Here is a 25,250-nt window from a genome sequence, read left to right as displayed (position 1 = left end):
CGGCCGCCCGGGGTCCCGGTGCGCGGCGGCCGCCCCTCGTGCGGTGCGCTCAGGCGGTCACGGCTGCACCTCGAGCGCCTCGGTGATGAGCGTGTGGCCGTCGGAGAACTCGATGGTCTTCCCGATGGTCGAGGGGTCGTCCAGCACGGCCGCGACCACGAGCGCCACGTTGGCCCGCGAGGTCCGGTGCTCGCCGTCCCGCTCGCCCGCGGACACGTCGATCCTGCCGGTCGCCTCGTCCTCGGTGAGGGCGCCGGGGCCCACGATCGTCCAGTCGAGCGAGGAGGCGCGCAGGTGGTCGTCGGCGTCGGCCTTGGCCTGGGCGTAGGCGTGGAAGGGGTCGTCCTCGGGGACGCCGTGGTCCTGGCCGGCGCCGAAGTAGGAGACCATGACGAAGCGCTTGGCGCCGGCCATCACGGCCGCGTCCATCGCGCGGATCGCCGCGTCCCGGTCCACGGCGTAGGTGCGCTCGGGGCTGCCGCCGCCGGCGCCGGCGCTCCACACGACGGCGTCCTGGCCCTCGAGCAGGTCCGCGAGCTGGGCGACCGACAGCTGCTCCACGTCGGCCACCACGGGGGACGCGCCGGTGTTCTCGACGTCGTCCGTGTGGTCGGGGTTGCGGAAGATGCTCGTGACGTCGTTGCCGCCGGTCTTGAGCAGCTGGGCGAGAACGAGGGCGACCTTGCCGTGGCCGCCGATGATGGCTGTGCGGGACATGGATGTGCTCCTTGGGGTGGTGAGGGGACGTGGTGTTCTCCCCCGACGCTAGCCCCCTCCCGGCCGCAGGTACACGGCTCACGCGGAGGGCGAAACCGGGAATGCGCCCGGCCCCGGCGTCCGGCGCCGGCGTCCGGCGCCGCGGACGCCTCGGGTAGCCTCGACGGGACCCCTGTTCCCGACCGGAGGCTGCCCCGTGCTGATCTTCCAGCTCCTGCTGACCGCGATCGCCCTCGTCCTGCTGGTCGTCGCCCTGATCGACGGCGCATGGACGCTCGCGCTCATCGCCGCCATGATGCTGATGATCGCGGTGTCCGGCGTGTTCATCGCCTACCGCCGGGAGAAGCACCTGGGCCGGCGCTGAGCGCCCCCGCTCCTCCCCCGGGCCGCTGCGGGGCTACTCGGCGGCGTCCTCGATGCCGGTCACGGCGGTGAGGATGAACACCGAGTCCTCCAGGGCCACCACGGAGTGCCGCTCCGCGGGGATCACGTGCAGGTGTCCGGCCCCGAGCACCAGGTCCTCGCTCGAGGAGACCCGGATCCGCCCGTGCAGCACCTGCAGGCTCCCGGCGTAGGGGGCGTTGTGCTCCGCGAGCACCGCCCCCTCCTTGAGGGCCAGGAGGGTCTGGCGCAGCACCTTCTGGTGCAGGAGCTGCTCGGCGCTGCGCCCGTGCGGGGCGTGGCGTGCCTCGTTCAGGTGCTGCAGGGCGATCTCGTTCAGGTGCTGCATGGTTCTCCTCCTGGGTAGGTGATCCGGTCTCCGTCGACCACGGCGAAGTCCCGCAGCGTCGCGGGGGTCAGCTTGCCGGGGCCCATGATGTGCTGCACGTCGTGCCCGCGCACCAGCAGGGCCTCGGCCACGAGCGAGCGGTGGCAGCGCCACCAGACGGCCTCCGCGCACATGATCGCGACCACGCGGTCCTCGGCCAGGCGCTCGAGCCCGGCCAGCGCGGCCCGGAACTCGTCGGTCAGCATGTGGTCGGCGTAGCCGCGGAAGGACTCGTTGCGCCAGGCGGTGTTGACCGAGTCCTTCGAGGTGGGGCGCAGCCCGCCAAGGCCCTTGCAGTAGCTGTGCCCGATGCCGGCCTCCGCGAGCGTGCCCGGCAGCGCGTCGAGGTCGAACTGCGGGTTCTTCCGCGAGCGCGGCACCGTGCGGATGTCGACGAGCTGCTGCACCCCGGACTCCCGCAGCAGCGCCACGAACTCCTCGGCGGAGCGGGTGGAGTGGCCCACGGTGTAGACGGTGTGCGCGGTCATGTCCCCACCCTACTGACCGGGCACGGAGGCCTCCCCGTCCCGACACGGCCCGCTCCGCGGGAGCCGGCCCGGGCCGTCACGACCCGCCGGAGCCGGCCTCGGTCCAGCGGGCGGACCCGCCCGGGGTCCGGCGGCCGACGGCCGCCCGGGAGTTCCACGCCTCGTGGTCGGCCATGGTGAAGCGCCGGCCTGTCACGGCGGTCGGGACGATGCGGACGAACTGGTCCTTCATCCCCTCCTGCCACGGGAACAGGGGCAGCTGCAGGGCCTCCATCAGGGCGTGGCCCGGCCGGACGCTCTCGGCGCCGCCCTTGACGATCACGCTCCACGCCGTGGCGGTCGCCGGGTCGTGCCCGTCGATCTCGAGGGCCACCGCCAGGCCCCCGAGCGCGCCGCTCACCTTCGTGCCCAGGCCCGAGCGGAACACGATCGTCCCGCGGTCGACCACGTAGTTGATCGGGAAGATCTCCGGCGCCCCGTCCACCACGACGGCCAGCCGGGCGACGCCGTCCGCCCGCAGCCGGTCCCAGCAGTCCTCGGGGGCGAGCTCCTCCACGTCCTTGCGGTACCACTCCACCGTCGGCCCCTTCCGTGCTCCTCGGCCGCCCGGGGGTGCCCGGCCGCCACCTCCAACCTACGGTGCCGCCGCCGCCGGGGGAACAGGACCGGCCCGCGCTGCGGCGCCCGGTCCGGGACGTGGGAGAATCGGGGCCATGAGCGTGGTGATCGCGGGATGCGGAGACCTGGGCACGGAGATCGGGCTGCGGCTGGCCGGGCAGGGGCACGAGGTGCTGGGCCTGCGCCGCCGTGCGGAGCTGCTGCCGCCGCCCCTGACCGGGATCGCGGTGGACCTGAGCACCGAGGTGCCCGAGCTGCCGGGCGACGTCGAGCTGCTGGTCGTGGCCACCGCCGCGGACGGGCGGACGCCGGAGGCCTACCGGGCGGCCTACGTCGACGGCCTGCGCCACCTGTTCGACGGGCTGCGCGCCGCCGGGGCCCTGCCCCGGCGCGCCCTGCTGGTCTCCTCGACCGCCGTGTGCGGGGACGCCGACGGCGGGGAGGTCACCGAGGACACCCCGCCGGACCCCTCGACCCCGACCGCGCGGATCCTGCTGGAGGCCGAGGAGCTGTTCCACGAGCAGTTCCCGCACGGCACGGTCCTGCGGCTGTCCGGGATCTACGGGCCGGGCCGGACGCGGCTGATCGACAAGGTGCGCTCCGGGGACGGTGCCGCCGGGGCGGCCTGGACCAACCGCATCCACCGCGACGACGCGGCGGCGGCGGCCGTGCACCTGCTGACCATGGATGCGCAGCCGCTCACGCTGTACCTGGGCACGGACGACGAGCCCGTGCCCGAGCTCGAGGTCCTCGAGTTCCTGGCGCAGGAGCTCGGCGTCCCCCGGCCCGAGGACGTCCCGGAGGCGGACGCGCCGCACCGGGGCTCGAAGCGGCTGTCCAACCGGCGGCTGCGGGAGTCCGGCGTCGAGCTGCGCCACCCCACGTACCGGGAGGGCTACCGGGCGGTGCTCGCCGGGGAGGGCGTGCGCCACCCCTGACCGGCGCCGACCCGCAGGACGACGTCGCGCACCTCGTAGGCGGCGATCAGCTCGACCCACGAGACCCGCGGCGGGTGCGCGAACTCCAGGGGCAGCCGCAGCAGGCGCTGCAGGAAGACGTCGGTCTCCTGGATCGCGAGGAACCCGCCCGGGCACCGGTGGGCGCCGTCCCCGAAGGACATCGCCTCGGGCCGGATCCCGCGCGGCCGGGACCGTTCCGGGCACAGCTGCCGGGCGTCCTCCCCCAGGGCCTGCTCGTCGGTGTTCGCCTGGCGGACGTAGAGGTCGAGCAGCGCCCCGACGGGCACCTCGTGGCGCTCGTCCCCGTCCTCCAGGACCAGCTCCCGCGTGGTCCGGCGGTAGAGGTGGCCCACCACCGGTTCCAGGCGCAGGATCTCGTGCAGGATCCCGTGCCGGGCCGGCTCGTCGGCCGCGAGGTACTCCTCCCGCAGCCGGTCGTCCTCCAGCAGGTGCCAGGCGGCCACCGCGATGAACTCGCGGGTGGTGGCCATGCCGGCGGCCGCGTAGGTGAGGCACTCCACGAGGATCTCCCGGTCCGTGTAGTCCTCCGCGAGCAGGTGGGACACGACGTCCTCCTGCGGCTGCCGGCGCCGGGCCCGGATGGCCGGGCGCACGTCCCGGAGCTGGAAGGCGGTCATCGCCCACATCGGCCGCAGGGCCCCAGCGACGGCGCTCAGCCGAGCGGGGAGCCGGCGCCGTCGGGAACCGGCGGAGCCGGTCACGGGGCCGCTGAAGAAGCGCTCCAGGCGCCGGGACATCCCGTCGATGTCCGAGTTCGTCAGCCCCACCACCTGGGCGGCGACCTCCACGGAGTAGCGCAGCGTGATCGCGGACAGCTCGGCCCCGCCGTCCTGCCGGATCCGCTCGACCAGCTCGTCGGCGCGCTCCTCCATCAGGGCCCGGTAGCGGCGGCTCACCGCGGCCGGGGTGAAGAACCTCGCGGTGGCGGTGCGCTGGCGCCGGTGCTCCGGACCGTCCGCGTAGAGCACGGGCGGGTGGTCGCCGGTCAGGCCCTGCCGGGCGGTCTCCGCGCTGAAGCCGGCCTGGACCGTGCCGTCGGCCTCCCGCAGCACCTGGCGGACCATCGGCAGGGAGCGGACGTGCCAGACGCCGTCGAGCACCTCCACCCGCGGCACGCTGCGCTCGCCGGGCGGGGCGGTCCGGCGCCGGTCGCCGTGCGGGACGGGGCAGCGGGTCTCGGGGCGGGCGTCGTCGCTCATGGGCTCATGCTAGTCCCGCCTCCTGACGCCGGGGGGTCGCGTTCTACCGGGATCAGCCACTCGGTCCGACCGGACGCGACCCCCGGCGAGGCCCAGCGCAGAACGAGCCCCGTCGCGGCAGCCGGACCCGCGGCGCAGATCCTCGCCCAGGGGAGCGGTCCGCCCGTCAGCGCACCGGCTCCGCCACGAGGTCCGAGACCTCGAGCCGGTCCCCGGTGATGCCGTGCCGCTGCATCAGGTCTGCGGTCCGCTGCAGCCGCTCGGGGTCCAGCGCGCCCTGGAACACGGGCATCTCCACCTGCTCGGTGAGCTCGGCGCTCACCTGGGTGTAGCTCGGCACCAGCTCCACCAGCCGTTCCCGGTCGTCCTGCAGCTCCTCCCCGGAGGCGGTGATGGCGCGCTCGAAGGCGGCCACCGTCTCGGGGTTCTGCTCGGCGAACTCCTGCGTGGTGACCCAGCCGGCGACGGGCATCTCCTCCACCGGCCCGGAGAAGAGGTCGAAGATCTTCCGGTGCCCGGCCTGCTCGGCCATCGCCTGGAACGGCTCGACCTGCCAGACAGCGTCCACCTCGCCACGCTCCAGGGCGGCGCTCATGTCCGGGTACGGCATCTCGACCAGGTCGACCTCCCGGGGGTCGAGCCCGGCCTCCTCGAGGTGCTCGTAGAACGCGACGGTCCCGATGTTCTGCAGGTTGTTCACGGCCACGGTCTTCCCGGCGAGGTCGGCGGGTGCCTCCAGCCCGGAGTCCTCGGCGACGAACACGCCGTGGTCCGTGGCGCCGACGTCGTTGCCGGTCACCAGCCGGATGGGCAGCCCCTTCTCGGCGGCCAGGAGCGCGGAAGTGTAGTTGGTGTAGGTGATGTCGAAGTCCCCGGAGACCAGGGCAGGGATGCCCGCCGCGCCCCCCACGAGGAGTGGGCTCATAGGGGCACTTGGTCCGGGGACCATAGCCGGCACCGAGTGCCTGTCCCGACGGCTGGACTCAGCACCGGTTGTGGGCCGACTCGCCCACAGGTCTAACGACCCGGACCGGAGCTCGAGAAGTCGGTCCTCATACACTCTCAACTATCTGCTTTTGCACACACCTCGAGGAGCCGGACCGTGCCCGAAACCCTTCCGTCCGAAGCGATCCAGCGCGCCGCTCTGGCCATGGCTCGCACCCTCGGCCCCTGGGTCGCGGGCCACGCCCCTGAGCCGGGGGATCCGCAGTCGTGGGTTACTCAAATGCAGCGGGAGGACAAGCTCAACGGCCGTCCCTTCCGGAGGTACAGCCTCAGTGATCCGCGCTTCCTGCTGCGCCTCCTCATCCAGGAGTGGAAGCAGTTCGACCACCAGGTCACCCCCCTGCAGAGCAGCTACGCGCGCGAGCTGACACACTCCCTCAACGTCTGCGCCCACGAACCGCTGACGATCACGGCGGCGGACGCCGAGCGAGCCGTGGACACCATGCGTCTGCTGCTGGAGAGCCTCGGCCTCGCGGTACCCGCCGCGGCCGATGAGGTTGGTGGTTCCACCGCCGACAAGGCGCCCACGGATGCAGAAGAGCACGCGCCTGCCCGAGAGGCAGCGGATGAGGTCAGCGGTGCGGGCATCGAGGAGGAGTCCACGCAGGAGGCGCACAGGGGCGTCCCCGCGGACCGGGACGATCTGCCACCCGGCACGCGCGCGGCGTCCGTCGCAGCCGGGCCCCTGGCCGTCACAGTCCTGTTCCGCGAGGCCGTCAACTACGCCCTGGTCAACAATGGCGTCAGCCCATTGCTCGAGGTGCGTGTCCGCAACACCGATCCGGCCGCTCCGCACGTGCTGGAGCAGCTGGTCCTCGTCCTCGACGACTCTTCCGACGAGCTGATGGCCCCACGCCGCTTCGACCCCCTGACGGTCGGCCCGGGCGGCGAGGTCCTGCTCGACGGCACTGACGTCGCCTGGCCGCTGGATCACACCACCTTCGCCGCCCTCGACGAGGCGCGGTCCGTATCGCTGCGGATCAACGCCACGGTCGACGGCGCGGTGGCCACCGAAACCACGAACGTGCGACTGCTGGCCCGGGACGAGTGGTACGCCCGCTCGATCCCCGAACTGCTGGCGGCTTTCATCACCCCGAACGCGCCGGCGGTCCGGCAGATACTCGACCGCGCCGCCGATCTGCTGAAAGAGCGCACCGACGATCCCTCGCTGGACGGCTACCAGGGCGGGTCCGAACGAGCGGTGGAGATCGGCAGGGCGGTATACGACGCCCTCGCCTCCTTCGGAATCCGCTACACCGAACCCCCCGCGTCCTTCGAGTCCACGGGGCAGAAGATCCGCCCCGTGGATCGGATGCTCTCCGAGCGGTGGGGCACGTGTCTCGATCTGACCGTCGCCTACGCCGCGGCGCTGGAGCAAGCCGGTCTGAACCCTGTCGTCGTCCGGATCCCCGGCCACGCCTTCGCGGGGTTCCTCACGGCCGAAGCTCAGCTCCCGGAGCTGGCGCTCGCCGACCGCGGTCTTCTCCAGAACTTCGTCCGCGGCGGCCTCCTGCTGCCCGTCGAGACCACGGCCCTGGTCGAGGGCAAGGACATCGGCTTCGAGGACGCCAGTCAGGCCACCGCGCGGCACTGGGGTACCGACGGTGAAGTGCTGCACGTGCTCGACGTCGCCGCCGCGCACCGCCGCATCCGTCCGCTGCCGCGGGTGCGGGTGGAGGGCGGCACCATCGTCGTCGAGGTCGAGACGGCCCCCGCCGCACCCCTCCCGGGAACTGGCTCCGGACGCCGCTCGGCCGGCGGGACGGGCGCCGCCGTCGACCGCACCGTGTACCCCGCCCGAGTGGCTCGGTGGCGCTCCGCGCTGCTGGACCTGAGCATGCGCAACCCGCTGCTGAAGTTGAAGAAGACCGGCTCGGTGTCCCTCATCGTGCCCGAGCGGGCCCTCCCCGACTTCGAGGACACCCTCGCCAGCGGTGAACGGCTGCGGCTGCGCCCCGCCGACGACCTGTCCGAGATCGACAACGCCCAGGGCCGCCACTCCGCCGCACAGCTGCCGGAGGAGATGCTCGAGGCGGTGCTGCGCAACGAACTGGTCGTGCACACCGATCACATGGCCTCCCGGCACGAAGGGACGCTGGACGGACTGCGTCGCAAGGCCAAGGTCGCTCTGGAGGAGACCGGCGCCAACAACCTCTTCGTGACCATCGGCGCGCTGTCCTGGAAGGACCGGACGGGCAAAGAAGGCCTCGCCCCGCTCTTCCTCCTGCCCGTCACCCTCACCGGACGGAAGAACCAGCCGTTCCACGTCCAGGTCGAGGACGGCGCGGAGGCCCGACCCAACTACTGCCTCATCGAGAAGCTCAAGCAGGACTACGGCCTCGAAATCCCCGTGCTCGCCGAGCCTCCGGCCGACGACAGCGGCATGGACGTCGCCCACGTCTTCGAGGAGCTCCGTCGGACCCTGGCCCTGCGCAGCCTGCCGTTCACCGTGGAGCCGGACGTCCGGCTGGCAATGCTGCAGTTCTCGACGCTCGAGATGTGGCGGGACCTCTCGGAGAACTGGGAGTCCTTCCTCTCCAATTCCCTGGTCGGGCACCTCGTGAACACCCCCACGGAACCGTTCGACGACCCGGTCGAAGCTCCGGAGACCGGTGAGCCCGACGAGGCGCGCCGCTACCTGCCCGTCCCCACGGATGGCTCGCAGCTGAAGGCTGTCACGTGGGCCACGGCCGGCCGCACGTTCGTACTCGAGGGACCTCCGGGCACCGGCAAGTCGCAGACGATCACCAACATGATCGCGGACAGTCTCGCCGCAGGACGCAAGGTGCTGTTCGTCGCAGAGAAGCAGGCCGCGCTGCAGGTCGTGCGAGAGCGGCTCGAGAAGGTCGGCCTCGGGCCCCTGACCCTCGAGCTGCACGGGAGACAGCAGAGCATCAAAAGCGTCCGGAGCCAGCTCGTGGATTCGTGGGACGCCCGGGTCCGTACCCCGTCGTCGGCATTCGGCGTCCTCCGGGACCAGCACGCCGCCGCCGTTGCTGACCTCGCCCGTTATCCGCACGCTCTGCACCGGCCCACCCGCGGCCGCAGCGTCTGGGAGGCCCACCAGAACGTTCTCGCGCTCAGCGGAGCGTCAGTGGACACGGACGTGCCGGACGGCATCGTCGTCCCCGGCACGCTGGTGGCCGATCCCGAGCGGGCCGAGACAGTGTTCCGCACCGCGAGCGCCCTCGAGCAGCTGCTCCCCGACCTCGGGCACGCCCCCGACCTGGACGAGTGGTCGCTGGCCGGCCCGGAGGAGACATCGGACGACGAGCACGGCGGTCCGGTGCTGCAACCCGTCCAGCAGCTCCTGGGCGCGCTCCACGGCCTCGACGAGCGCGTTGCCGCGCTGCTCCGCACGACCGACGACGTCGACCACTGGCGGGCCCTTGCCACCTGGCTCCGGGACGTCGACGCCAACCGAGCGATGCCCCCGGCCCACTACCGTGAGGTGTTCACAGTGACGTGGCACCAGGAGCTGCGCCTGGCTCTCGACGACATCCGGAAAGTACTCGCCCAGCACGAGCCGCTCCTGCGCTCGCTGCACCCCGCCGCATTCACCGCCGACGTCGACACCCACCGGCAGGCTCTGGCCGAAGCGCAGAGCAAGCTCTTCGGGAAGCGGAAGGCCGTGCAGTCGGTCATCGATCGCCTGCGTCCCCTCGTCGTCTCGGCCGACACGAGCTGCCTCGACGACCCTTCCGCTTTCCTGGACGCCCTCCACGCCGTGCAGCACGCCGAGCAGGGCCTCCGATACCGCACCGGCGCCCTGCTGCCGGCGGGCCTCCAGTGGTCCCTGACCGCGCCCGACCCACTGGCGGTACCGGCCTCCGTCCTGGCCTTCGCCGAGGCGCTGGAGCCCGTCCTGGAGGCGTTCCCGGACCAGGACGATGCCCTCAGCGCGCTCCTCACCACGACGAGTGGGGCCACCACCGGCCGTGCCCCCGCTCGGATCGAGCTCGGCCCCACGACCGCCGCCTTCGTAGAGGCGTGGTCGTCGGCCGCTGGTTTCCTGGGCGCCACGGAAGCCTCCGTGACCCGGTGGCGAAAGGACTCCTCTGTCCTCGACCGACTCGCGGCGACGGCATCCGTGTGGCAGGACCAGGTCGACCGGCAGCGCGACCGACGGCTGCGGAGCTACCGCGCCGTGGAATCACTGCTCCAGGAGCTGGAGCACGCCGGCTTCGGCCGCCTGGCCCGTGACCTGCGGGCGGGAACGGCACCAGTCACCGGTCTCGCCGAGCGGCTCCAGCGCGCAGTGGCGCACGAAGTGCGGGCGGACACGCTCGAGGAGGCAAACTTGACCTCCTTCGACGCCGCCGCTCGCGACCGCCAAGTGGAGAGCTACCTCGACCTCTCCGGACAGGTGCGGCGCCGCCTGAGCTCGGACCTGCCGGCGCAGGTCCTCGCCGCCACCGGCATCAACCGCGAGAAGCTGACAAAGCAGCAGACGGAGTTCAACCGCCTCATCCATCAGAAGCGCGGCGGATCCATCCGGGAGATCATGGAGAAGACCGGGCCCGTCCTGCTGGACCTCACCCCCTGCCTGCTCATGAGCCCGCACTCGGTCTCCAAGTACCTGCCGGTCGGGTCCGTGGACTTCGACGTCGTCGTCTTCGACGAGGCCTCCCAGATTCGCGTGGCCGACGCCATCGGAGCCATGGGCCGCTCGAGGGCGGTCGTGGTGGTGGGCGACTCCCAGCAGATGCCGCCCAGCTCGATGTTCGCCGCCTCGACCGGCGACGACGACCTTGACGGCACCGAGGAGAACGGGCTCACCGTCGCGGACCAGGACTCCATCCTGACCGAGGCCGTCGACTCGAACGTCCAGAGCCTCGGCCTGACGTGGCACTACCGCAGCCAGGACGAGTCCCTCATCGCGTTCTCCAACCGTCGCTACTACCGCGGGGAGCTCTCCAGTTTCCCCGCTCCGCCCGAAGCCCGGCCCGGCCTGGGCGTCAGCTGGGAGCGCGTGGACGGCGAGTTCGACGGTGGAGCAGGCGGCACCCGCACCAATGAGGTCGAGGCACAGCGCATCGTCGAGGAGATCGTCCAGCTGCTACGCCAGGAGCCGGGCGCATCGATCGGGGTGGTCACGTTCAACACCCAGCAACGGGACCTGATCCTCGACAAGCTCGAGCAGTCCACGGTGCGCGTCGTGCAGAACGCGCTGGTGCGTGCCGAGGATCCGTTGTTCGTGAAGAACCTCGAGAACGTTCAGGGCGACGAGCGCGACGTCATCCTCTTCTCGCTCGCCTTCTCGCGGAACAAGGAGACCGGCACACTCCGGCTGAACTTCGGTCCGCTCACGGCCGCAGGCGGACAGCGGCGACTCAACGTGGCGATCACCCGCGCCCGCCGCGCCATCAGGATTTTCAGCTCCTTCGGCCCGGAGGACCTCGATCTCGCGCGCACCTCGTCCGAGGGCCTGCGGCACCTGCGGGAGTACCTGGTCTTCGCGCGTGAGCACGGGCACGACGACGTCCACCGCCCGACCGGCGAGTCCTGGGACCTGCACCGGCAGGACGTCGCGGCGGCCCTCCGTGCGACTGGCCTGGAGGTCGCCGAGGACATCGGCATGTCAAACTTCCGGGTGGACCTCGCCGCACGCGTGTCTCCCGGCCACGAGTGGGTCGGTCTCCTCCTCGACGGTCCGGCCTGGGCGCGGCGCACGATCGTCTCCGACCGGGACGCCCTCCCGACCCAGGTGCTGACCGGAGTCATGGGGTGGCGGCATCTGGAGAGGGTGTGGTTGCCTGCATGGATCCGCTCGCGCAGCACCGTGGTCCAGGAGATCGCGGACGCCGCGCAGCGAGCGGTCAGGCAGCCCCAAGATCCGACCGTGCAGGATGCTGCCGACGACGGACAGGAGATCGATGCCCCGCAGAACCCTGCGGAATCCGCCGCCGGGCATGGCGTCGGTCCGGATCGCGAGCTCGTCCCTGTCGGCGCACCGCACACCTCACCGCGTCCGGACGAGGACCACGTCCTGGTTGCCGGCAGCGTCGGGACAGCCGCGAGGCAGTCGCCGGCATCGGTTGATCCCCCCGAGATCGAAGAGGTAGTCCATGTCGATCCGAGCCCTTCCACGGGCACGGGCTCGGCGGAGAACATTTACCAACCCGCTCCTCACCGGATCGCCGGGGAGAGAGCCGTGCTCGACACCATCACGGCCTCTGCGAACAAGCAGCTGGTGCGGGAGCACCTCGAGGAGATCGTTGCGGCGGAGGGCCCGATCGAGGCACAGCGCCTGGCGCGTCTGCTCGCCAACCGCTTCGGACTGCAGCGGGTACAGGCCCAGCGGCAAGAGACCATCCTGGGATGCCTGCCGAAAAAGCGGCGCAACAAGACGATGCTCGGCACCTTCTACTGGCCGGAGGGCATGACACCGGACGACTACACCGGCTACCGCAGGACCCCTGCCGACGGCGAGAAGCGGCGCGTCACCGAGATCGCCCCACAGGAGATCGGCAACGCGCTGCTCGACGTGTTGCACTCCGACGGTCCGTCCGCGGCCGGCGACGTCATGCAGGCGCTCAACGACGTCTTCGGCTTCAACCGGACCGGCCGCGAGATCCGGGAGCGCTATCAGCAGGTGCTCGACCTGATGGAGCGCGACGGTCGGCTCGTGCGCCAGGACGAGGTCCTGTCGCTCCCCGGGGCGTAACCGGCCCCGGCGGGAAGCTCAGCTCCGCTCCGCCTGGTCGTTCTCGATCTGCGCGGTGGCGGGCAGCACCTGGGAGGACGAGGGCCCGTCCAGCACGACCAGCAGCACGCGCAGGTCGGCCCCGGAGAGGTAGGCGCCCACCAGGCGGTGGTTGGAGTCGAGGACCACGAGGAAGCCCTCGGTCCGGTAGGCCGGGACGGTGAGCTGGACCGGCCCCGACTCCTCCGCGAACTCCTGGCGCATGTGGTCGATCTTGCCCTGCCGGTCCTCCGGCCACTGCTTCGCGGCCGCCTCGGCGAGGGTCAGCGGCCGGTGCTGCGGGTGCGACCACTCGCCCGGGTTGCCCTCGGGGTCCACGTGCCACACCGTGTAGAGGTCGGCGAGCTCCTCCCGGGACGAGATCACGAGGTCCTCGATCCGGGAGTTCTCGTCGTCCACCGCACCCCAGTCGAGCCAGGCCCGGATGTCGTCGCCGAACAGGGTCTTGAAGTCCGAAACGTCCATGCCGTCATCTCAGCAGACTTGTGCGCTCACCGCCACAGTGACGCCGGTGCGGGCGCTCAGGAGCCCTCGGAGCTCCCCCGGGCCGGGCGCGCCGCCGCCTCGGGCCGGACGTTGAACGCCGAGGCGGAGCGGTCGGCGGGCTCGGTCGGGAACACCGTGTGCCCCTCCGCCCACTTGTGCCGCGCGTAGGAGTGCAGCCGGTCCGCGAACGGCCCGTCCCGCCACTCCAGGTAGGGCATGTCCTGGCTCGCGTCGAGCAGGAAGTAGCTGCTGAACGCCCGGATCACCTGCGGCGCGCCCGGGCCCGCCGCCGGCTCCTCCGCCGCGGCAGGATCCCCGAGCACCAGGAAGATCGGGGCTCCGGGCAGGCCGTCGTAGACCCGCACCTCCAGGCGTTCGGCCACCACGGGGTCGAGCTCGCCGAGGGCCCGGAGCTGGTGGACCAGCGTGTCGAAGCTGCGCCGCAGGTCCATGGGCGAGAGACCGTAGTGGTGGCGGATCTCGCGGAGCCGGGACGCGAGCGCGGGCGACTTCGGGTCGAGGACCAGCAGCCGGACGCGGACCCCGGCGTCGAGCGCCTTGTGGATCGCGTCCAGGTCGCCGGCCAGGGTCAGCGGGAAGGTGTCCATCCACCACAGCTCCTGGCCGGGGCGCACGCCCCGGAGCACGTCGACCGCGTCGAGCTCCTCGCGGACCCCCACGAGGCCGAGCCCGTCGTCGCGGGCCGCCGTCGGCGCGGGGACCGGGGGACGCTGCGCCTCGACGGGCCCCGAGCCGTGCCAGCGCGCCAGCCCGGCGTTCAGGAGCAGCCCCACACCGCCCACGGTGAGCAGGACGGCCCCGGCGTCGAGGAGCACCTCCGACCACGCCCGTCCGGCCACCAGGGCGACGACGACGAGCGCCGCGCCGAGGCCGGCCAGCACGACCGGCGCCGTGACCGGGCGCCGCTCCGGCACGGTGCGCGCGGCGGCGCGCCACCCGTCGCCCCCGGCCCGGTCCTGGGTGGCACTGCGGATCTCCAGCACGGGACTCCCCCTCCTCGAGCGGCTCTGCTCCCACCCTGGCACGGCTCCTGACCTGGGCGTTAGCACCCCGGGCACCGGGGCTTTTTGTGACAGCCGGTGCGCCGCGCCCGTCCGGCGCTCCGTCCCCACTTCTGCGGCACCGCACCCCACCATGCGTTTGCATACCTAAACTCGGAGTAGGGCGGGTGGGGGCCCGGCGTCACGACCGCTTCCCCGCCCCGGGGACCGCCCCCACGCCCAGCAGCTGACCGCACCGGCCGCGCTGCCCCCTCCTGCGGAAGGCACCTCTCTTGGCCACGACACTCCGGGACCGCCTCGGCGACCGTCACAACCGCCTCAACGCCCTCCGCCTGGGTCTGGCGTCCCTGGTGATCGTCGGGCACACCTGGCCGCTGACCGGCGCGGACGGCCCGAGCCTCGAGGTCCTGTCCGACGTGGCCGTCAACGGCTTCTTCGTGCTCAGCGGCTACCTCATCGCGGAGAGCAGGGTGCGGACCACACTGGTGCCCTACCTCTGGCGGCGGTTCCTGCGCATCTACCCGGCCTTCCTGGTGAGCCTGCTCGTGGTGGCCGCCGTCTTCGCGCCGCTCGCGGCCGCGCTCGAGGGCACGTCGCTCGACGTGGCCTCCGCCGCCGGCTTCGTGCTGAACAACGCCGACCTGAGGATCTCGCAGTGGGGCATCGACGGGACCCTGGTCCGGGTCCCGGCCCCGGACTCCTGGAACGGCTCGCTCTGGACGCTGTTCCACGAGGCCCTCGCCTACCTGCTGATCGGGCTCGTCCTCAGCCTCGCCGTCGCGGCGCGGCATGCCCGGTGGGTGCTGCCGGGGCTGTTCCTCGTCGTGCTCGTCCTGCGCCCCCTGGTCGAGGGCCCGCTGGAGGTCACGAGCCACCTCTGGCTCAACGGCGCCCGGCTGGTGGGCTACTTCCTGGCGGGCGCGGCGGTCTGGGCCTGGGCGGGGACGTGGCGGCCCACCTGGGTGCACGTCGCGGGGGCGGGCGTCGTCTACGCCGTGCTCACGGACCAGGGCTGGGCGGACCTGTACGGGCAGCTGCCGCTCGCCGTGCTGCTCCTCGGCCTCGGCGCCGCCCCGTCCCGGAACTGGACCACCCGCACCGACCTCTCCTACGGCGTCTACATCTACGCGTACCCGGTGCAGCAGCTCCTCGTGCTGCTCGGCACGGCGTCGTGGGGCGTCGCCGTCAACTCCCTGCTCGTCGTCCTGCTGACGCTGCCCCTGGCGCTGCTGTCGTGGACGCTTGTCGAGAAGCCCGCCCTGCGGGCCAAGGCGTGGCTCGACCCCCGCGACCGGCCCGACCGGCGGGTCCCCTCCGCCGGCGCGCAGAACCCCTCGCCCGCGGCCGTGGAGGGACGCCGTCCGGAGTGACCGCGCCGGCTCCCGCCGCCCCGCCGCCCGGCCGGCGCGCCCGGGACCCCCGGGCCGCCTTGTCCGGCACCGGGGCGGTGCCTACCGTGAGGAGCAGGCGGGCGCGACGCCGCCGGCCCCGACCCGTCAGGAGCACCCATGGACACCCCGGTGATCGAGGCCCGCGGGCTCGTCAAGACCTTCGGCCCCACCGCGGCCCTGGACGGCTTCGACCTCACCGTGGCGCCGGGGCAGGTCGCGGGCTTCCTCGGTCCCAACGGCTCGGGGAAGTCCACGGCGATCCGGGTGCTGCTGGGCCTGCTCCGGGCGGACGCGGGCACGGCCACCGTCCTCGGCCTGGACGCCTGGCGGGACGCCGTGCAGATCCACCGCCGCACCGCCTACGTCCCCGGGGACACGAACCTGTGGCCCAACCTGACCGGGGGCGAGATCGTGGACCTGCTCACCGGCATCCGCGGCGGACGGCGGCGGCGCCGGCGCCGCGACGAGCTCGTCGAGCGCTTCGAGCTCGACCCCACGAAGAAGGCCCGCAGCTACTCCAAGGGCAACCGGCAGAAAGTGGCCCTGGTCGCCGCCCTGAGCGCCGAGGCGGAGCTGTACGTCCTGGACGAGCCGACCTCCGGGCTGGACCCCCTCATGGAGGCCGTGTTCACGGACGAGGTGCGCCGGCTGAGCGGGCAGGGCAGCACGGTCCTGCTCTCGAGCCACATCCTGGCGGAGGTCGAGAAGCTCTGCGACACCGTGACCATCATCCGCGCCGGACGGGACGTGGAGAGCGGCACCCTCGCCCAGCTGCGCCACCTGACCCGCTCCGCCGTCACGGCCACGACCTCCGCCGGCCCCGGACGCCTCGGCGGGCTGCCGGGCGTGCACCACCTCGTGCACGAGGACGGGAGGCTGAGCTTCGACGTCGACGACGCCCGGGTCCCCGAGGTGCTCCGGGCGCTCGCGGACCTGGGCGTGCAGAACCTGACCGTCACCCCGCCCTCGCTCGAGGAGCTCTTCCTGCGCCACTACGGCGACCGCCCGGTCGAGCCCGCCGCCCCGGACGGGACCGGGCGCGGCGCCGGCCGGGACGTGCGGGCGCCCCGATGAGGACCGCCGAGCCGTGGGCCGCGACCGGCCGGCTGTTCCGGCTCAACCTGCGCCTGGACCGGGTCCGGATCCTCGTGTGGGTGCTCGCGCTCACCGGCACCGTGTCCGCGACGGTGCTCGCCCTCGAGGAGACGTTCCCGGACGGCGAGGCCCGCCGGGCCCGGGCGGCCCTGCTGGACAACCCGTCCGCCGTGATGATGACCGGCCCGGCCTTCGGCGCGGACGACTACACGCTGGGCGCCATGACGGTCAACGAGCTGAGCCTGTCGGTGCTCGTGGCGACGGCGATCATGAGCATCCTGCTCGCGAGCCGGCACGTGCGCGCCGAGGAGGAGTCCGGGCGGCTCGAGGTCGTCCGCGCGCTGCCGGTGGGCCGCTTCGCCCCGGCGGCGGCCGCCCTGGGTGCGGTCGCCGTGGCGGACGCGGCGGTCGGCGCCGGGATCACCGCCGGGCTCTTCGCGGCGGGCCTGGGCGGGGTCGACGCCGTGGCGTGGGGCGTGGCCACGGCGCTCACCGGCCTGGTCTTCGGAGCCGTGGCGGCCCTGACCGCCCAGCTCACCGAGCACGCACGGGCCGCCTCCGGCACGGCGATGGCCGTGCTCGGCGCGGCCTTCCTGGTGCGCGGGATCGGGGACGTCGTCGAGCCCACCGGCTCGTGGCTGTCCTGGTTCTCGCCGATCGCCTGGGCCCAGCAGACCCGGCTCTACGTGGACCTGCGCTGGTGGCCGCTGGCGCTCTCGGCGGCACTCACGGCGGCGCTGCTGGTGGCGGCCGTGCTGCTGGCCCAGCGGCGGGACCTGGGCGCCGGGCTGCGGCAGGCACGCCCCGGACCCGCGGCGGCCGGGGCGGGCCTGCTCTCCGCGACCGGGCTGGCGCGGCGGCTGCTGCGCGGCACGTTCCTGGGGTGGACCGCCGGGCTCGTCCTCTTCGGCCTGGCCTTCGGCTCGCTGGCCGACTCGCTGGAGGACAGCATCGCGGACATCCCGTCGATCACCGACTGGCTCGTGATGGACCTCGACGCCCTCACCGAGTCCTTCGCCGCCGCGACGCTGTCCTACCTCGCGCTCGGGGTGGTCGCGTTCGCCGTCTCGGGCGTGCTGCGCCTGCGCTCCGAGGAGGAGTCCGGCCGCACGGCCCTGCTCCTCTCGACGGGCCTCGACCGGGTGCGCTGGGTGCTCGGCTGGCTCGCCGTGGTCGTGGTGGAGGCCCTCCTGGCCCTGCTGCTGGCCGGGGCCGCGCTGGGCGCCGGGGTCACCGCCACCACCGGGGACCTGCGCTGGACCGGCGAGCTCGCCCTGGCGGCCCTGGCCTACGCCCCGGCCGTGCTCGTGGTGGCGGGGGTCGCCGCCGCCCTGGTGGGACTCGTCCCGCGGTTCGCCGCGCTGAGCTGGGCCGTGGTCGCGTACGTGGTCTTCGTCTCGTGGTTCGGCCTGCTGCTCGACCTGCCGGAGGCGGCGATGAACCTCTCCCCCGTGCAGCTGACGCCGCTCGTGCCCTCCGAGGACTGGGAGGCCGCTCCGCTGCTGGGTCTCGCCGCGCTGGCGCTCGCCCTCCTGGCCGCGGCCGCCGCCGGGTTCCGCCGCCGGGACCTCGTGGCCTGAGCCGCGGGGCCGGCACCGACGCGGGGGCGCTCCCGGACGGCCGTCGCCTCCGACGGCCGTCCGGGAGCGCCCCCGCGGTACCCGCGGAACCGGGCGGTTCCGCGGCGGACCGGTCGCCCGGCGGCGCTGATCAACCGGCGAAGAGCGTGAGAGCCTCCCGGTTGAAGGCCTCGAGGTCACCGGGGTTGCGGGAGGTGACGAGGCGTCCGTCGACGACGACCTCCTCGTCCACCCAGTCCGCCCCGGCGTTCTTCAGGTCCGTGGCCAGGGAGGTGTAGGACGTGAGCCGCTTGCCCTGCGCGAGCCCGGCCTCGATGAGGATCCACGGGGCGTGGCAGATGGCCGCGATCGGCTTGCCCGCGGCGTCGAACTCCTTGACCAGGCGCAGGGCGTCCTGGTCCGTGCGCACGGTGTCGGCGTTGAGGGTGCCCCCGGGCAGGACCAGCGCGTCGAAGTCCTCGGCCTTCGCCGCGGCGAGGGTACCGTCGACGTCGTAGCTGCCGGCGCGGTCCCAGTCCCCCTGCATCGCCGTGATGGTGCCCTGCTCCGGGGACAGGAGCACGGGGGTGCCGCCGGCCTCCTGGACGGCCTTCCACGGCTCGGTGAGCTCGGGCTCCTCGACGCCGTTCGTGGCGATGAACGCGATCTTCTTGCCGGTGATGTCGGTGGTCATGGACTGCCTCCTGGGTGCGGTGGATCTGTGGATGGGGTGGATCTGTCCGTTCGGTGGACCTGCGGCTCCGGTGGAGCCGCCGGTCCGGCGGAACCGTGCCGGGTCGCCGCGGCCGCTACTGCGACCGGAGACCGCCGAGGACGTCGAGCGCCGCCCGCAGCCGGACGCCGGCGTCGTCGGCGACCTCCTGCACGGCGGGGCTGCCGCTGAGCTGGACCATGGTCTGCGGGTCGATGGCCTCGACCGTGGAGGAGCCGGCGTCCGCGCCGCGGCGCACCACCACGTTGCAGGGCAGGAGCGCGCCGAGCTGGGGCTCCGCGGCCAGGGCCTTGCTGGCGAGCCCGGGGTTGCAGGCGCCGAGGATGACGTAGTCGCCCACGCCCTCGGCGGCCTCGGCGCCGAGCTTCTTCTCGAAGGTGGCGCGCACGTCGATCTCGGTGAGGATGCCGAAGCCCTGCTCGGCCAGGGCGGCCCGCGTCCGCTCGACCGCCTCCGCGTAGGGCAGCGGGACGACGACGGCGTTGGTGCAGCTCATGCTTGCGCTCCTTCTCGGTCCGGGCTCCTGCTCAGGACTCCACTGTTGGCACGCGGGGCCCGGAAAGGGAAGTGCGGGACGGCCGGGTTCTCGCTGGGCGATACCGGCGCCCGGACTCGATACCCCCGGGGGTAGTTGAATACCCCCTGGGGTATCTGCCATACTCGGAACGAACGCCGGGCGGAGCGCCCGGCACCCCTCCACGGCCTGACCACCCGCCCCGGCCGGCGGGAAGCAAAGGACACGCACCATGACCGTCACCCTCGTACTGACCCTCCTGCTGTCGGTGCTGATCGGGCTCTCGCTCGGTCTGCTCGGCGGCGGCGGATCCATCCTCACCGTCCCGATCCTCACCTACGTCGCCGGGCTGGACCCCAAGGAGGCCATCGCGGCCTCCCTGTTCGTCGTCGGGGTGACGTCGGCCGTCAGCGCCGTCAACCACGCCCGCAACCGGCGCGTGAAGTGGCGCACCGGGCTCGTCTTCGGCGCGGCCGGCATGGCCGGGGCCTTCCTGGGCGGCCTGGCCGGCGGCTACATCCCCGGCACCGTGCTGATGGTCGCCTTCGCCCTGATGATGGTCGCGACCTCCCTGGCCATGATCCGCGGCCGCAAGAACAGCACCGCGACACCCCACGACGGTGAGCTGCCGGTCGGCAAGGTCGTCGCCGAGGGCCTGGTCGTGGGCCTGGTCACCGGCCTGGTGGGGGCCGGCGGCGGGTTCCTCGTCGTCCCGGCCCTGGCCCTGCTGGGCGGGCTGTCCATGCCCGTGGCCGTGGGCACCTCCCTGGTGGTCATCGCGATGAAGTCCTTCGCCGGGCTCGCCGGCTACCTCACCACGGTCTCCCTGGACTGGGCCCTGGTGGGTGCGGTGACCGTCGCCGCGGTCGCCGGCTCGTTCGCCGGGGCGCGGCTGGCCGGGCGCATCCCCGAGGCCGCACTGCGCAAGGGCTTCGGCATCTTCGTCCTGGTCATGGGCGTCTTCGTCCTGGTCCAGGAGCTGCCCGGCGCGGCCGGGATCGCCGTCGGGATCACTGCCGCTGTCGCGGCCCTGGCCGCCACGGTCTGCTGGTTCGCGGTCCCGAGGTGCCCGCTGCGCACGCCCCTCACGGCCTGACCCTCGCCCTCTTCTTCCCACCGTTTCCGCACACCGTCCGCTACGACCGATTCCGAGATCACCGACCGAGAACCCCGACCAAGGAGGTCCCCATGGCCACCATCGACATCACCGAAGCCGACTTCGCCCCCACCATCGAGTCCAACGACATCGTCCTCGTGGACTTCTGGGCGAGCTGGTGCGGCCCCTGCCGCATGTTCGCCCCGACCTACGAGGCCGCCTCCGCCAAGCACCCGGACGTCGTCTTCGCCAAGGTCGACACCGAGGCCGAGCAGCGGCTCTCCGCCGCCGCCGGCATCAGCTCCATCCCCACCCTGATGGCCTTCCGCGAGGGCGTGCTCGTGTTCTCCCAGCCCGGCGCCCTGCCCGCGACCGGGCTCGAGCAGGTCATCACCGCGGTCAAGGGCCTCGACATGGCCGAGGTCCACGCCGAGCTCGCCCGGCAGCGGGCCGGGCAGGAGGCCGGGCAGCAGGCCTGAGCCGCGGCGCGGGTCCCCGGCACGTCGCTTCCGCCGTGGCCCCGCCCCTGGAACACTCCCGTAACAACCCGCCGATACCGTCACCACGCCCCACGGCGCGCCGCGGGGCACCACCAAGGAGGAACGCACCATGGACGTCACCCTCATCGACACCCCCCAGCTCGGGGACCGCAGCTACCTCGTGCACGACGGGCAGGTGGCGCTGGTCATCGACGCCCAGCGCGACATCGACCGCCTCGAGGCCGCCGTGGAGCAGGCCGGGGTGAAGGTCACCCACGTGGCCGAGACGCACATCCACAACGACTACCTGACCGGCGGCTGCCTCTACGCCCGGAAGCACGGCGCGGCCTACCTCGTCAACGCCGCCGACGACGTCTCCTTCGAGCGCACCCCGATCGCCGACGGGGAGACCGTCCGGGTCGGCGAGCTCACCGTCAAGGCCGTGGCCACCCCCGGCCACACCCACCACCACCTGTCCTTCGTGGTGGAGCACGGCGAGGAGCAGGCCGTGTTCTCCGGCGGCAGCGTCCTCTACGGCTCCGTGGGCCGCACCGACCTGCTGGGCCGCGAGCACATGGTGGGCCTGACCCACGACCAGTACGCCTCCGCCCGCCGCCTCGCGGCCGAGGCGCAGGAGAAGGCCGCCCTGTACCCGACCCACGGGTTCGGCTCCTTCTGCTCCTCCGGCCCCGCCACCGGCGCGGACGAGTCCACCCTCGGCGAGCAGATCAGGACGAACCACGTCTACACCGATCCGGACGAGGAGCACTTCGTCGCCGAGCTCATCAGCAACCTCACGGCGTACCCGAACTACTACGTGCACATGGGCCCGGCCAACGCCGCCGGCCCCACCGAGCCGGACCTGTCCGTGCCCGACTCCCTGGACCCCGAGGAGCTGCGGTCCCGCCTGGAGGCCGGCGAGTGGGTGGTGGACCTGCGCCACCGGGTGGCCTACTCCGCCGAGCACCTGAAGGGCACGATCAGCTTCGAGTACGGCGACGGCTCCAGCTTCACCGCGTTCCTGGGCTGGATCTTCCCCTACGACCGGCAGCTGACCCTCGTGGGGTCGCGTGCGGACGTCGAGAACGCGATCCGGGACCTGTCGCGGATCGGCATCGACTCCCCCGACGCGGCGCTGGGCGAGGACCCGGAGAAGCTCGCCCCCGGGGCGGCCCGCTCCTCCTACCCGCGCGTCGACTGGAAGGGCATGCTCGAGGGGCGACCCGAGGACGAGACCGTCCTGGACGTCCGCCGGGTGGACGAGTACGAGCAGTCGCACCTCCCGGGCGCGGTCAACATCCCGCTGCACGAGCTGCTGCCCCGGATGGACGAGGTGCCCGCGGGCCGGCTGTGGGTGCACTGCGGCTCCGGCTACCGCTCGGGCGTGGCTGCGTCACTGCTCGAGCGCGCGGGCAAGGACCCGGTGCACATCGACGCCCTGTTCGCCGAGGCCGAGGAGGCCGGCGTGCCGCTCGAGAACTGACGCCGCCGCGGGGGCCGGTGCGCGCCCCCGGCCCCCGCGGCCCCTCCCCGAAGCCCGCCCCAGCCCAGCGAAAGGCCCGCCGTGAGCACCTCCCGCACCGTCCCCCCGTCCGCCGCCGGACGGCGCAGCGTCACCGTCATCGGCGCCGCGGTCGTCCTCCTGCACGTCGCGGGCTGGGGCGCGCTGCTCGCCCTCGCCCTGGGCACCGACACCCCCCAGGGGGGAACGGGACTGTTCGTGGGACTCGCCCTCAGCGCCTACGCCCTGGGCGTCCGGCACGCCTTCGACGCCGACCACATCGCCGCGATCGACAACGCGACGCGCTCGCTGATGGCGCGGGGCCGGGCGTCCGCGGCCACCGGCTTCTGGTTCGCCCTGGGCCACTCCTCGGTGGTCCTCGTCTCCGTGCTGCTGCTGGCCCTCGGCCTGGAGGCCTTCGCCGGCGGCCTCGCGGACGAGGGCTCCGGGCTGCGGCAGGCCGCGGGGATCTGGGGCGGCACCGTCTCCGGGCTGTTCCTCGTCACCGCCGGGGTGCTCAACCTCGCCGTGCTGCTCCGGCTGCGCCGGGCCCGTCGCGCGGCGCGCACCGGCGCCCTGGACGCCGCCGACCTGGACGCCCACCTCGCCGACCGGGGCGTGCTGCACCGCGTGCTGCACCCCGTGACCCGCATGGTGGACCGCCCGGCCAGGATGTACCCCGTCGGCTTCCTCTTCGGCCTCGGCCTCGACACGGCGGCCTCCATCGGGCTGTTCGTCATGGCCGGCGGGCTCGCCCCCGAGCTGCCCTGGTACGCGGTGCTCGTGCTGCCCGTGCTCTTCACCGCGGGCATGACGATGTTCGACAGCGCCGACGGCATCCTGATGAACCGGGTCTACGGCTGGGCCTCGGTGGACGCCCGCCGCCGGCTGAACTACAACGTCACGGTGACCACCGTCTCCGTCGTCATCGCCTTCGTGATCGGCGGGACGAGTCTGCTGTCCGTGCTCGCCGAGCTCCTGCAGCCGACCGGCGGCGCGCTCGCCCTCGTCGCGGCGATCGACCTCAACTTCCTCGGCATGGCCGTGATCGTGTTCTTCGGCGTCGTCTGGCTGGGCTCGAAGGGCCTGGACCGGATCCGCCGCGACGGACGACCGGTCCCTGTGCGAGGCTGATCGTCATGGTCCGACTCCTCCTGCTCGCCGACACGCACGTCCCCAAGCGCGCCCGCGACCTGCCCGCCGCGGTGTGGCGGGCCGTCGACGACGCCGAGGTGGTGCTGCACGCGGGCGACTGGATCGACCTCGCGACCCTCGACCGGCTCGAGGAGCGGGCCGCGCGCCTCGTGGGGGTCTGGGGGAACAACGACGGCCCGGAGCTGCGCGAACGGCTGCCCGAGGTGGCCCGCGAGACGCTCGGGGGCGTGCGCTTCGGGATGGTCCACGAGACCGGTGCCGCCGCCGGGCGGGAGGCCCGGATGGACCGGGCGTTCCCCGGCCTCGACGTCCTGGTCTTCGGCCACAGCCACATCCCGTGGGACAGCACCACCCCGGCGGGCCTGCGGCTGCTCAACCCCGGCTCCCCCACGGACCGGCGGCGCCAGCCGCACTGCACCTATCTGACGGCGGTCGCCGACGGCGGGCGGCTCACCGACGTGGAGCTCGTCCGCCTCCCGCCGCGCTGACGCCCCGCGGCACCGGCGCCGCCGGGCCGAGCGCTCAGAGCAGGCCCCGCAGCTGGTAGTAGCGCCGGCCCACCACGGTCCCGTTGACCCGGACGGCGGCCCACACCAGCACGAGCAGCAGCGCCACCAGCACGGCCGGGACGGGCACGAAGAGCGCCCACACCACCAGCGCCATGCCCGGGACGGTCAGCAGGATCGGCCAGGCGTACTGCACCATCTCCACCGCCATGTAGTCCTGCATCTCCCGCAGGACCGGGTCCCGCGGGACGGCGCCGCGGCGCACCGAGGTCCGCAGCCCCTTGCTCGCCCGGGCGCGGGCGTCCATGAGGTCGTTGCGGGGCGCGTCGTCCGCCCGGGTGAGCGAGAGGATGATGCCGCTGACCAGCAGGGCCGCCCCGCCCACCACGAGTCCCCACTGCACCGGGCTGAGCAGCCCCCTCTCGCCCAGGAGGAGCGCGGCCGCGATGCCGCCCAGCAGCCCGACCACCAGGCTCGCCACGACGGCCAGCACGATCCGGCGGGCCCAGACCGCGTCGAGCTCCCCGAGCCGGGGGATCTGCACGTGCGGGTGGTCGGCCCCGCTGAGCCGGATCTCCTCGTCCATGGCGCACCGTCCTCTCGTCGCCCCGTGCTGCTGCGCGGGCCCCTCCATTGTCCCGCGGCCCGGGCGCGCTGGCACGTCCGCCCCCGGGACAGACAGAAACCCCGGCCCCGGTCAGGTGCCCGGGGCCGGGGCTGCCGACGGTCCTCAGGCGGCCTGGTAGGTCAGGCAGTCGGCCTCGTCGGCGCCGGCGCCGATCTTCACGTCGTGGGCCGTGCACATGAGGTGCTCGTTGTGCACGCACTCGCCGCGCTGGCAGGCACCGACCTCGGCGTGGACGGTGGGCAGGCCGCCGTCGGGGCCCAGCGAGATGAACGTGCCGCAGTGCGCGTGGCCGGAGGACCCGGTCACGGTGATCGCGTGGGCCGTGCACTCGTGGTCGTGGTTGAACGAGCACTGCCCCACGGTGCAGTCGGAGACGGGAACGAACTCGGTGGTGGCCATGACTTCTCCTCCGGGAGGATCTCCGGGCGGGAGCCTGCTGCCCCGGCCTGAACAAGCTCTTCCAGGATGCGCCTCACGAGGGGCGATGGATAGCGCATTTTTTCGTGCCCCAATGTCCGCGGGCCGGCCGACAGGGCCCCGCGGCGCCGCCCTTGACGGGGCACCGCCGGGGGGTATTCGCTGGACGCACGGCGGTGCCGCCCG

General features: G+C 73.1%; 23 protein-coding genes. 11 read left to right on the top strand and 12 right to left on the bottom strand.

Annotated elements, in window-relative coordinates; translation table 11 throughout:
• Window positions 1-57: 57 nt before the first annotated feature.
• The gene (locus tag EQG70_RS04150; RefSeq protein WP_017833476.1) at window positions 58-717 is read right to left on the bottom strand and encodes an SDR family oxidoreductase; all 660 of its coding nucleotides are present in this window, start codon (window positions 715-717) and stop codon (window positions 58-60) included.
• A gap of 196 nt (window positions 718-913) precedes the next feature.
• Between EQG70_RS04150 and EQG70_RS18080 the strand changes: the two genes are divergently transcribed.
• Window positions 914-1,081: a hypothetical protein gene (locus EQG70_RS18080; protein WP_017833475.1), complete on the top strand. Its 168-nt coding sequence runs from the start codon at window positions 914-916 to the stop codon at window positions 1,079-1,081.
• 33 nt (window positions 1,082-1,114) lie between these two features.
• Here EQG70_RS18080 and EQG70_RS04145 read toward each other — a convergent pair whose 3' ends face one another.
• The 3 genes from EQG70_RS04145 to EQG70_RS04135 form a co-directional block, all read right to left on the bottom strand.
• Entirely contained in the window at window positions 1,115-1,447 is a 333-nt protein-coding gene (locus EQG70_RS04145; RefSeq protein WP_017833474.1) for a cupin domain-containing protein, read from the bottom strand.
• Window positions 1,435-1,974: a DUF488 domain-containing protein gene (locus EQG70_RS04140; RefSeq protein ID WP_017833473.1), complete on the bottom strand. Its 540-nt coding sequence runs from the start codon at window positions 1,972-1,974 to the stop codon at window positions 1,435-1,437. The genes EQG70_RS04145 and EQG70_RS04140 overlap by 13 nt, the downstream gene beginning before the upstream one ends.
• A 76-nt stretch (window positions 1,975-2,050) precedes the next feature.
• Complete coding sequence (locus tag EQG70_RS04135; RefSeq protein ID WP_017833472.1) at window positions 2,051-2,551, bottom strand: pyridoxamine 5'-phosphate oxidase family protein; 501 nt, start codon at window positions 2,549-2,551, stop codon at window positions 2,051-2,053.
• 136 nt (window positions 2,552-2,687) lie between these two features.
• Between EQG70_RS04135 and EQG70_RS04130 the strand changes: the two genes are divergently transcribed.
• Complete coding sequence (locus EQG70_RS04130) at window positions 2,688-3,530, top strand: SDR family oxidoreductase (RefSeq protein WP_109268486.1); 843 nt, start codon at window positions 2,688-2,690, stop codon at window positions 3,528-3,530.
• On the opposite strand, the gene EQG70_RS04125 is transcribed toward EQG70_RS04130, so the two are convergent.
• A complete protein-coding gene (locus EQG70_RS04125) occupies window positions 3,488-4,771 on the bottom strand; it encodes a cytochrome P450 (protein WP_109268487.1) in 1,284 nt (427 codons plus the stop codon). The two genes, EQG70_RS04130 and EQG70_RS04125, sit on opposite strands and share 43 nt — an antisense overlap.
• A gap of 166 nt (window positions 4,772-4,937) precedes the next feature.
• A complete protein-coding gene (locus EQG70_RS04120) occupies window positions 4,938-5,696 on the bottom strand; it encodes an ABC transporter substrate-binding protein (protein WP_232035253.1) in 759 nt (252 codons plus the stop codon).
• A 177-nt stretch (window positions 5,697-5,873) separates the two neighbouring features.
• Here EQG70_RS04120 and EQG70_RS04115 point away from each other — a divergent pair, with 177 nt between their 5' ends.
• The gene (locus EQG70_RS04115; RefSeq protein ID WP_126346946.1) at window positions 5,874-12,443 is read left to right on the top strand and encodes a DUF3320 domain-containing protein; all 6,570 of its coding nucleotides are present in this window, start codon (window positions 5,874-5,876) and stop codon (window positions 12,441-12,443) included.
• Between the two features lie 18 nt (window positions 12,444-12,461).
• Here the strand turns inward: EQG70_RS04115 and EQG70_RS04110 are convergent, their stop codons facing one another.
• Window positions 12,462-12,947, bottom strand: coding sequence for a hypothetical protein (locus EQG70_RS04110; RefSeq protein WP_035928124.1), 486 nt, complete (start codon window positions 12,945-12,947; stop codon window positions 12,462-12,464).
• Window positions 12,948-13,003: 56 nt separating this feature from the next.
• A complete protein-coding gene (locus tag EQG70_RS04105) occupies window positions 13,004-13,972 on the bottom strand; it encodes a DUF5919 domain-containing protein (protein WP_109268490.1) in 969 nt (322 codons plus the stop codon).
• A gap of 290 nt (window positions 13,973-14,262) precedes the next feature.
• Between EQG70_RS04105 and EQG70_RS04100 the strand changes: the two genes are divergently transcribed.
• From EQG70_RS04100 to EQG70_RS04090, 3 genes are all read left to right on the top strand, one after another.
• A complete protein-coding gene (locus EQG70_RS04100; RefSeq protein WP_017833467.1) occupies window positions 14,263-15,360 on the top strand; it encodes an acyltransferase family protein in 1,098 nt (365 codons plus the stop codon).
• A gap of 138 nt (window positions 15,361-15,498) precedes the next feature.
• Complete coding sequence (locus EQG70_RS04095; RefSeq protein WP_035930511.1) at window positions 15,499-16,455, top strand: ABC transporter ATP-binding protein; 957 nt, start codon at window positions 15,499-15,501, stop codon at window positions 16,453-16,455.
• Window positions 16,452-18,056 carry an ABC transporter permease gene (locus EQG70_RS04090; protein ID WP_035930515.1) on the top strand — a complete coding sequence of 535 codons (1,605 nt, stop codon included), beginning with the start codon at window positions 16,452-16,454 and terminating at the stop codon, window positions 18,054-18,056. The genes EQG70_RS04095 and EQG70_RS04090 overlap by 4 nt, the downstream gene beginning before the upstream one ends.
• A gap of 130 nt (window positions 18,057-18,186) precedes the next feature.
• Here EQG70_RS04090 and EQG70_RS04085 read toward each other — a convergent pair whose 3' ends face one another.
• Both EQG70_RS04085 and EQG70_RS04080 read right to left on the bottom strand, forming a co-directional pair.
• On the bottom strand, window positions 18,187-18,729 hold the full coding sequence (locus EQG70_RS04085) for a type 1 glutamine amidotransferase domain-containing protein (protein ID WP_109242934.1): 543 nt from the start codon (window positions 18,727-18,729) through the stop codon (window positions 18,187-18,189).
• A gap of 115 nt (window positions 18,730-18,844) precedes the next feature.
• Entirely contained in the window at window positions 18,845-19,264 is a 420-nt protein-coding gene (locus EQG70_RS04080; RefSeq protein WP_109268491.1) for a DUF302 domain-containing protein, read from the bottom strand.
• 250 nt (window positions 19,265-19,514) lie between these two features.
• Here EQG70_RS04080 and EQG70_RS04075 point away from each other — a divergent pair, with 250 nt between their 5' ends.
• The 5 genes from EQG70_RS04075 (at window position 19,515) to EQG70_RS04055 (ending at window position 24,001) form a co-directional block, all read left to right on the top strand.
• Entirely contained in the window at window positions 19,515-20,378 is an 864-nt protein-coding gene (locus tag EQG70_RS04075; RefSeq protein WP_095651250.1) for a sulfite exporter TauE/SafE family protein, read from the top strand.
• 92 nt (window positions 20,379-20,470) lie between these two features.
• Window positions 20,471-20,857, top strand: coding sequence for a thioredoxin (gene trxA, locus EQG70_RS04070; RefSeq protein WP_035930527.1), 387 nt, complete (start codon window positions 20,471-20,473; stop codon window positions 20,855-20,857).
• Between the two features lie 130 nt (window positions 20,858-20,987).
• Window positions 20,988-22,340 (top strand): MBL fold metallo-hydrolase, encoded by a 1,353-nt coding sequence (locus EQG70_RS04065; protein ID WP_109221719.1) that lies wholly within the window; start codon window positions 20,988-20,990, stop codon window positions 22,338-22,340.
• A gap of 81 nt (window positions 22,341-22,421) precedes the next feature.
• Window positions 22,422-23,492, top strand: a complete 1,071-nt coding sequence (locus tag EQG70_RS04060) for a HoxN/HupN/NixA family nickel/cobalt transporter (RefSeq protein ID WP_109268492.1) — start codon at window positions 22,422-22,424, stop codon at window positions 23,490-23,492.
• A 5-nt stretch (window positions 23,493-23,497) separates the two neighbouring features.
• Complete coding sequence (locus tag EQG70_RS04055) at window positions 23,498-24,001, top strand: metallophosphoesterase family protein (protein WP_017833459.1); 504 nt, start codon at window positions 23,498-23,500, stop codon at window positions 23,999-24,001.
• A gap of 34 nt (window positions 24,002-24,035) precedes the next feature.
• On the opposite strand, the gene EQG70_RS04050 is transcribed toward EQG70_RS04055, so the two are convergent.
• Both EQG70_RS04050 and EQG70_RS04045 read right to left on the bottom strand, forming a co-directional pair.
• A complete protein-coding gene (locus EQG70_RS04050; protein WP_017833458.1) occupies window positions 24,036-24,605 on the bottom strand; it encodes a hypothetical protein in 570 nt (189 codons plus the stop codon).
• Window positions 24,606-24,749: 144 nt separating this feature from the next.
• Window positions 24,750-25,046, bottom strand: coding sequence for a DUF1540 domain-containing protein (locus EQG70_RS04045; RefSeq protein ID WP_017833457.1), 297 nt, complete (start codon window positions 25,044-25,046; stop codon window positions 24,750-24,752).
• Window positions 25,047-25,250 lie beyond the last annotated feature (204 nt).

Source organism: Kocuria rosea (assembly GCF_006094695.1).
Lineage (GTDB): Bacteria > Actinomycetota > Actinomycetes > Actinomycetales > Micrococcaceae > Kocuria > Kocuria rosea.
Note: the sequence above shows the minus strand (reverse complement) of the source record. Positions and strands in the feature narration are given on the sequence as shown.

Excerpts from the sequence above, each read along its gene's own strand:
- EQG70_RS04150 (WP_017833476.1), bottom strand. The coding sequence starts at position 717 with ATGTCCCGCACAGCCATCATCGGCGGCCACGGCAAGGTCGCCCTCGTT.
- EQG70_RS04145 (WP_017833474.1), bottom strand. The coding sequence starts at position 1,447 with ATGCAGCACCTGAACGAGATCGCCCTGCAGCACCTGAACGAGGCACGC.
- EQG70_RS04140 (WP_017833473.1), bottom strand. The coding sequence starts at position 1,974 with ATGACCGCGCACACCGTCTACACCGTGGGCCACTCCACCCGCTCCGCC.
- EQG70_RS04130 (WP_109268486.1), top strand. The coding sequence starts at position 2,688 with ATGAGCGTGGTGATCGCGGGATGCGGAGACCTGGGCACGGAGATCGGG.
- EQG70_RS04125 (WP_109268487.1), bottom strand. The coding sequence starts at position 4,771 with ATGAGCGACGACGCCCGCCCCGAGACCCGCTGCCCCGTCCCGCACGGC.
- EQG70_RS04120 (WP_232035253.1), bottom strand. The coding sequence starts at position 5,696 with ATGAGCCCACTCCTCGTGGGGGGCGCGGCGGGCATCCCTGCCCTGGTC.
- EQG70_RS04110 (WP_035928124.1), bottom strand. The coding sequence starts at position 12,947 with ATGGACGTTTCGGACTTCAAGACCCTGTTCGGCGACGACATCCGGGCC.
- EQG70_RS04095 (WP_035930511.1), top strand. The coding sequence starts at position 15,499 with ATGGACACCCCGGTGATCGAGGCCCGCGGGCTCGTCAAGACCTTCGGC.
- EQG70_RS04090 (WP_035930515.1), top strand. The coding sequence starts at position 16,452 with ATGAGGACCGCCGAGCCGTGGGCCGCGACCGGCCGGCTGTTCCGGCTC.
- EQG70_RS04085 (WP_109242934.1), bottom strand. The coding sequence starts at position 18,729 with ATGACCACCGACATCACCGGCAAGAAGATCGCGTTCATCGCCACGAAC.
- EQG70_RS04080 (WP_109268491.1), bottom strand. The coding sequence starts at position 19,264 with ATGAGCTGCACCAACGCCGTCGTCGTCCCGCTGCCCTACGCGGAGGCG.
- EQG70_RS04075 (WP_095651250.1), top strand. The coding sequence starts at position 19,515 with ATGACCGTCACCCTCGTACTGACCCTCCTGCTGTCGGTGCTGATCGGG.
- trxA (WP_035930527.1), top strand. The coding sequence starts at position 20,471 with ATGGCCACCATCGACATCACCGAAGCCGACTTCGCCCCCACCATCGAG.
- EQG70_RS04065 (WP_109221719.1), top strand. The coding sequence starts at position 20,988 with ATGGACGTCACCCTCATCGACACCCCCCAGCTCGGGGACCGCAGCTAC.
- EQG70_RS04055 (WP_017833459.1), top strand. The coding sequence starts at position 23,498 with ATGGTCCGACTCCTCCTGCTCGCCGACACGCACGTCCCCAAGCGCGCC.
- EQG70_RS04050 (WP_017833458.1), bottom strand. The coding sequence starts at position 24,605 with ATGGACGAGGAGATCCGGCTCAGCGGGGCCGACCACCCGCACGTGCAG.
- EQG70_RS04045 (WP_017833457.1), bottom strand. The coding sequence starts at position 25,046 with ATGGCCACCACCGAGTTCGTTCCCGTCTCCGACTGCACCGTGGGGCAG.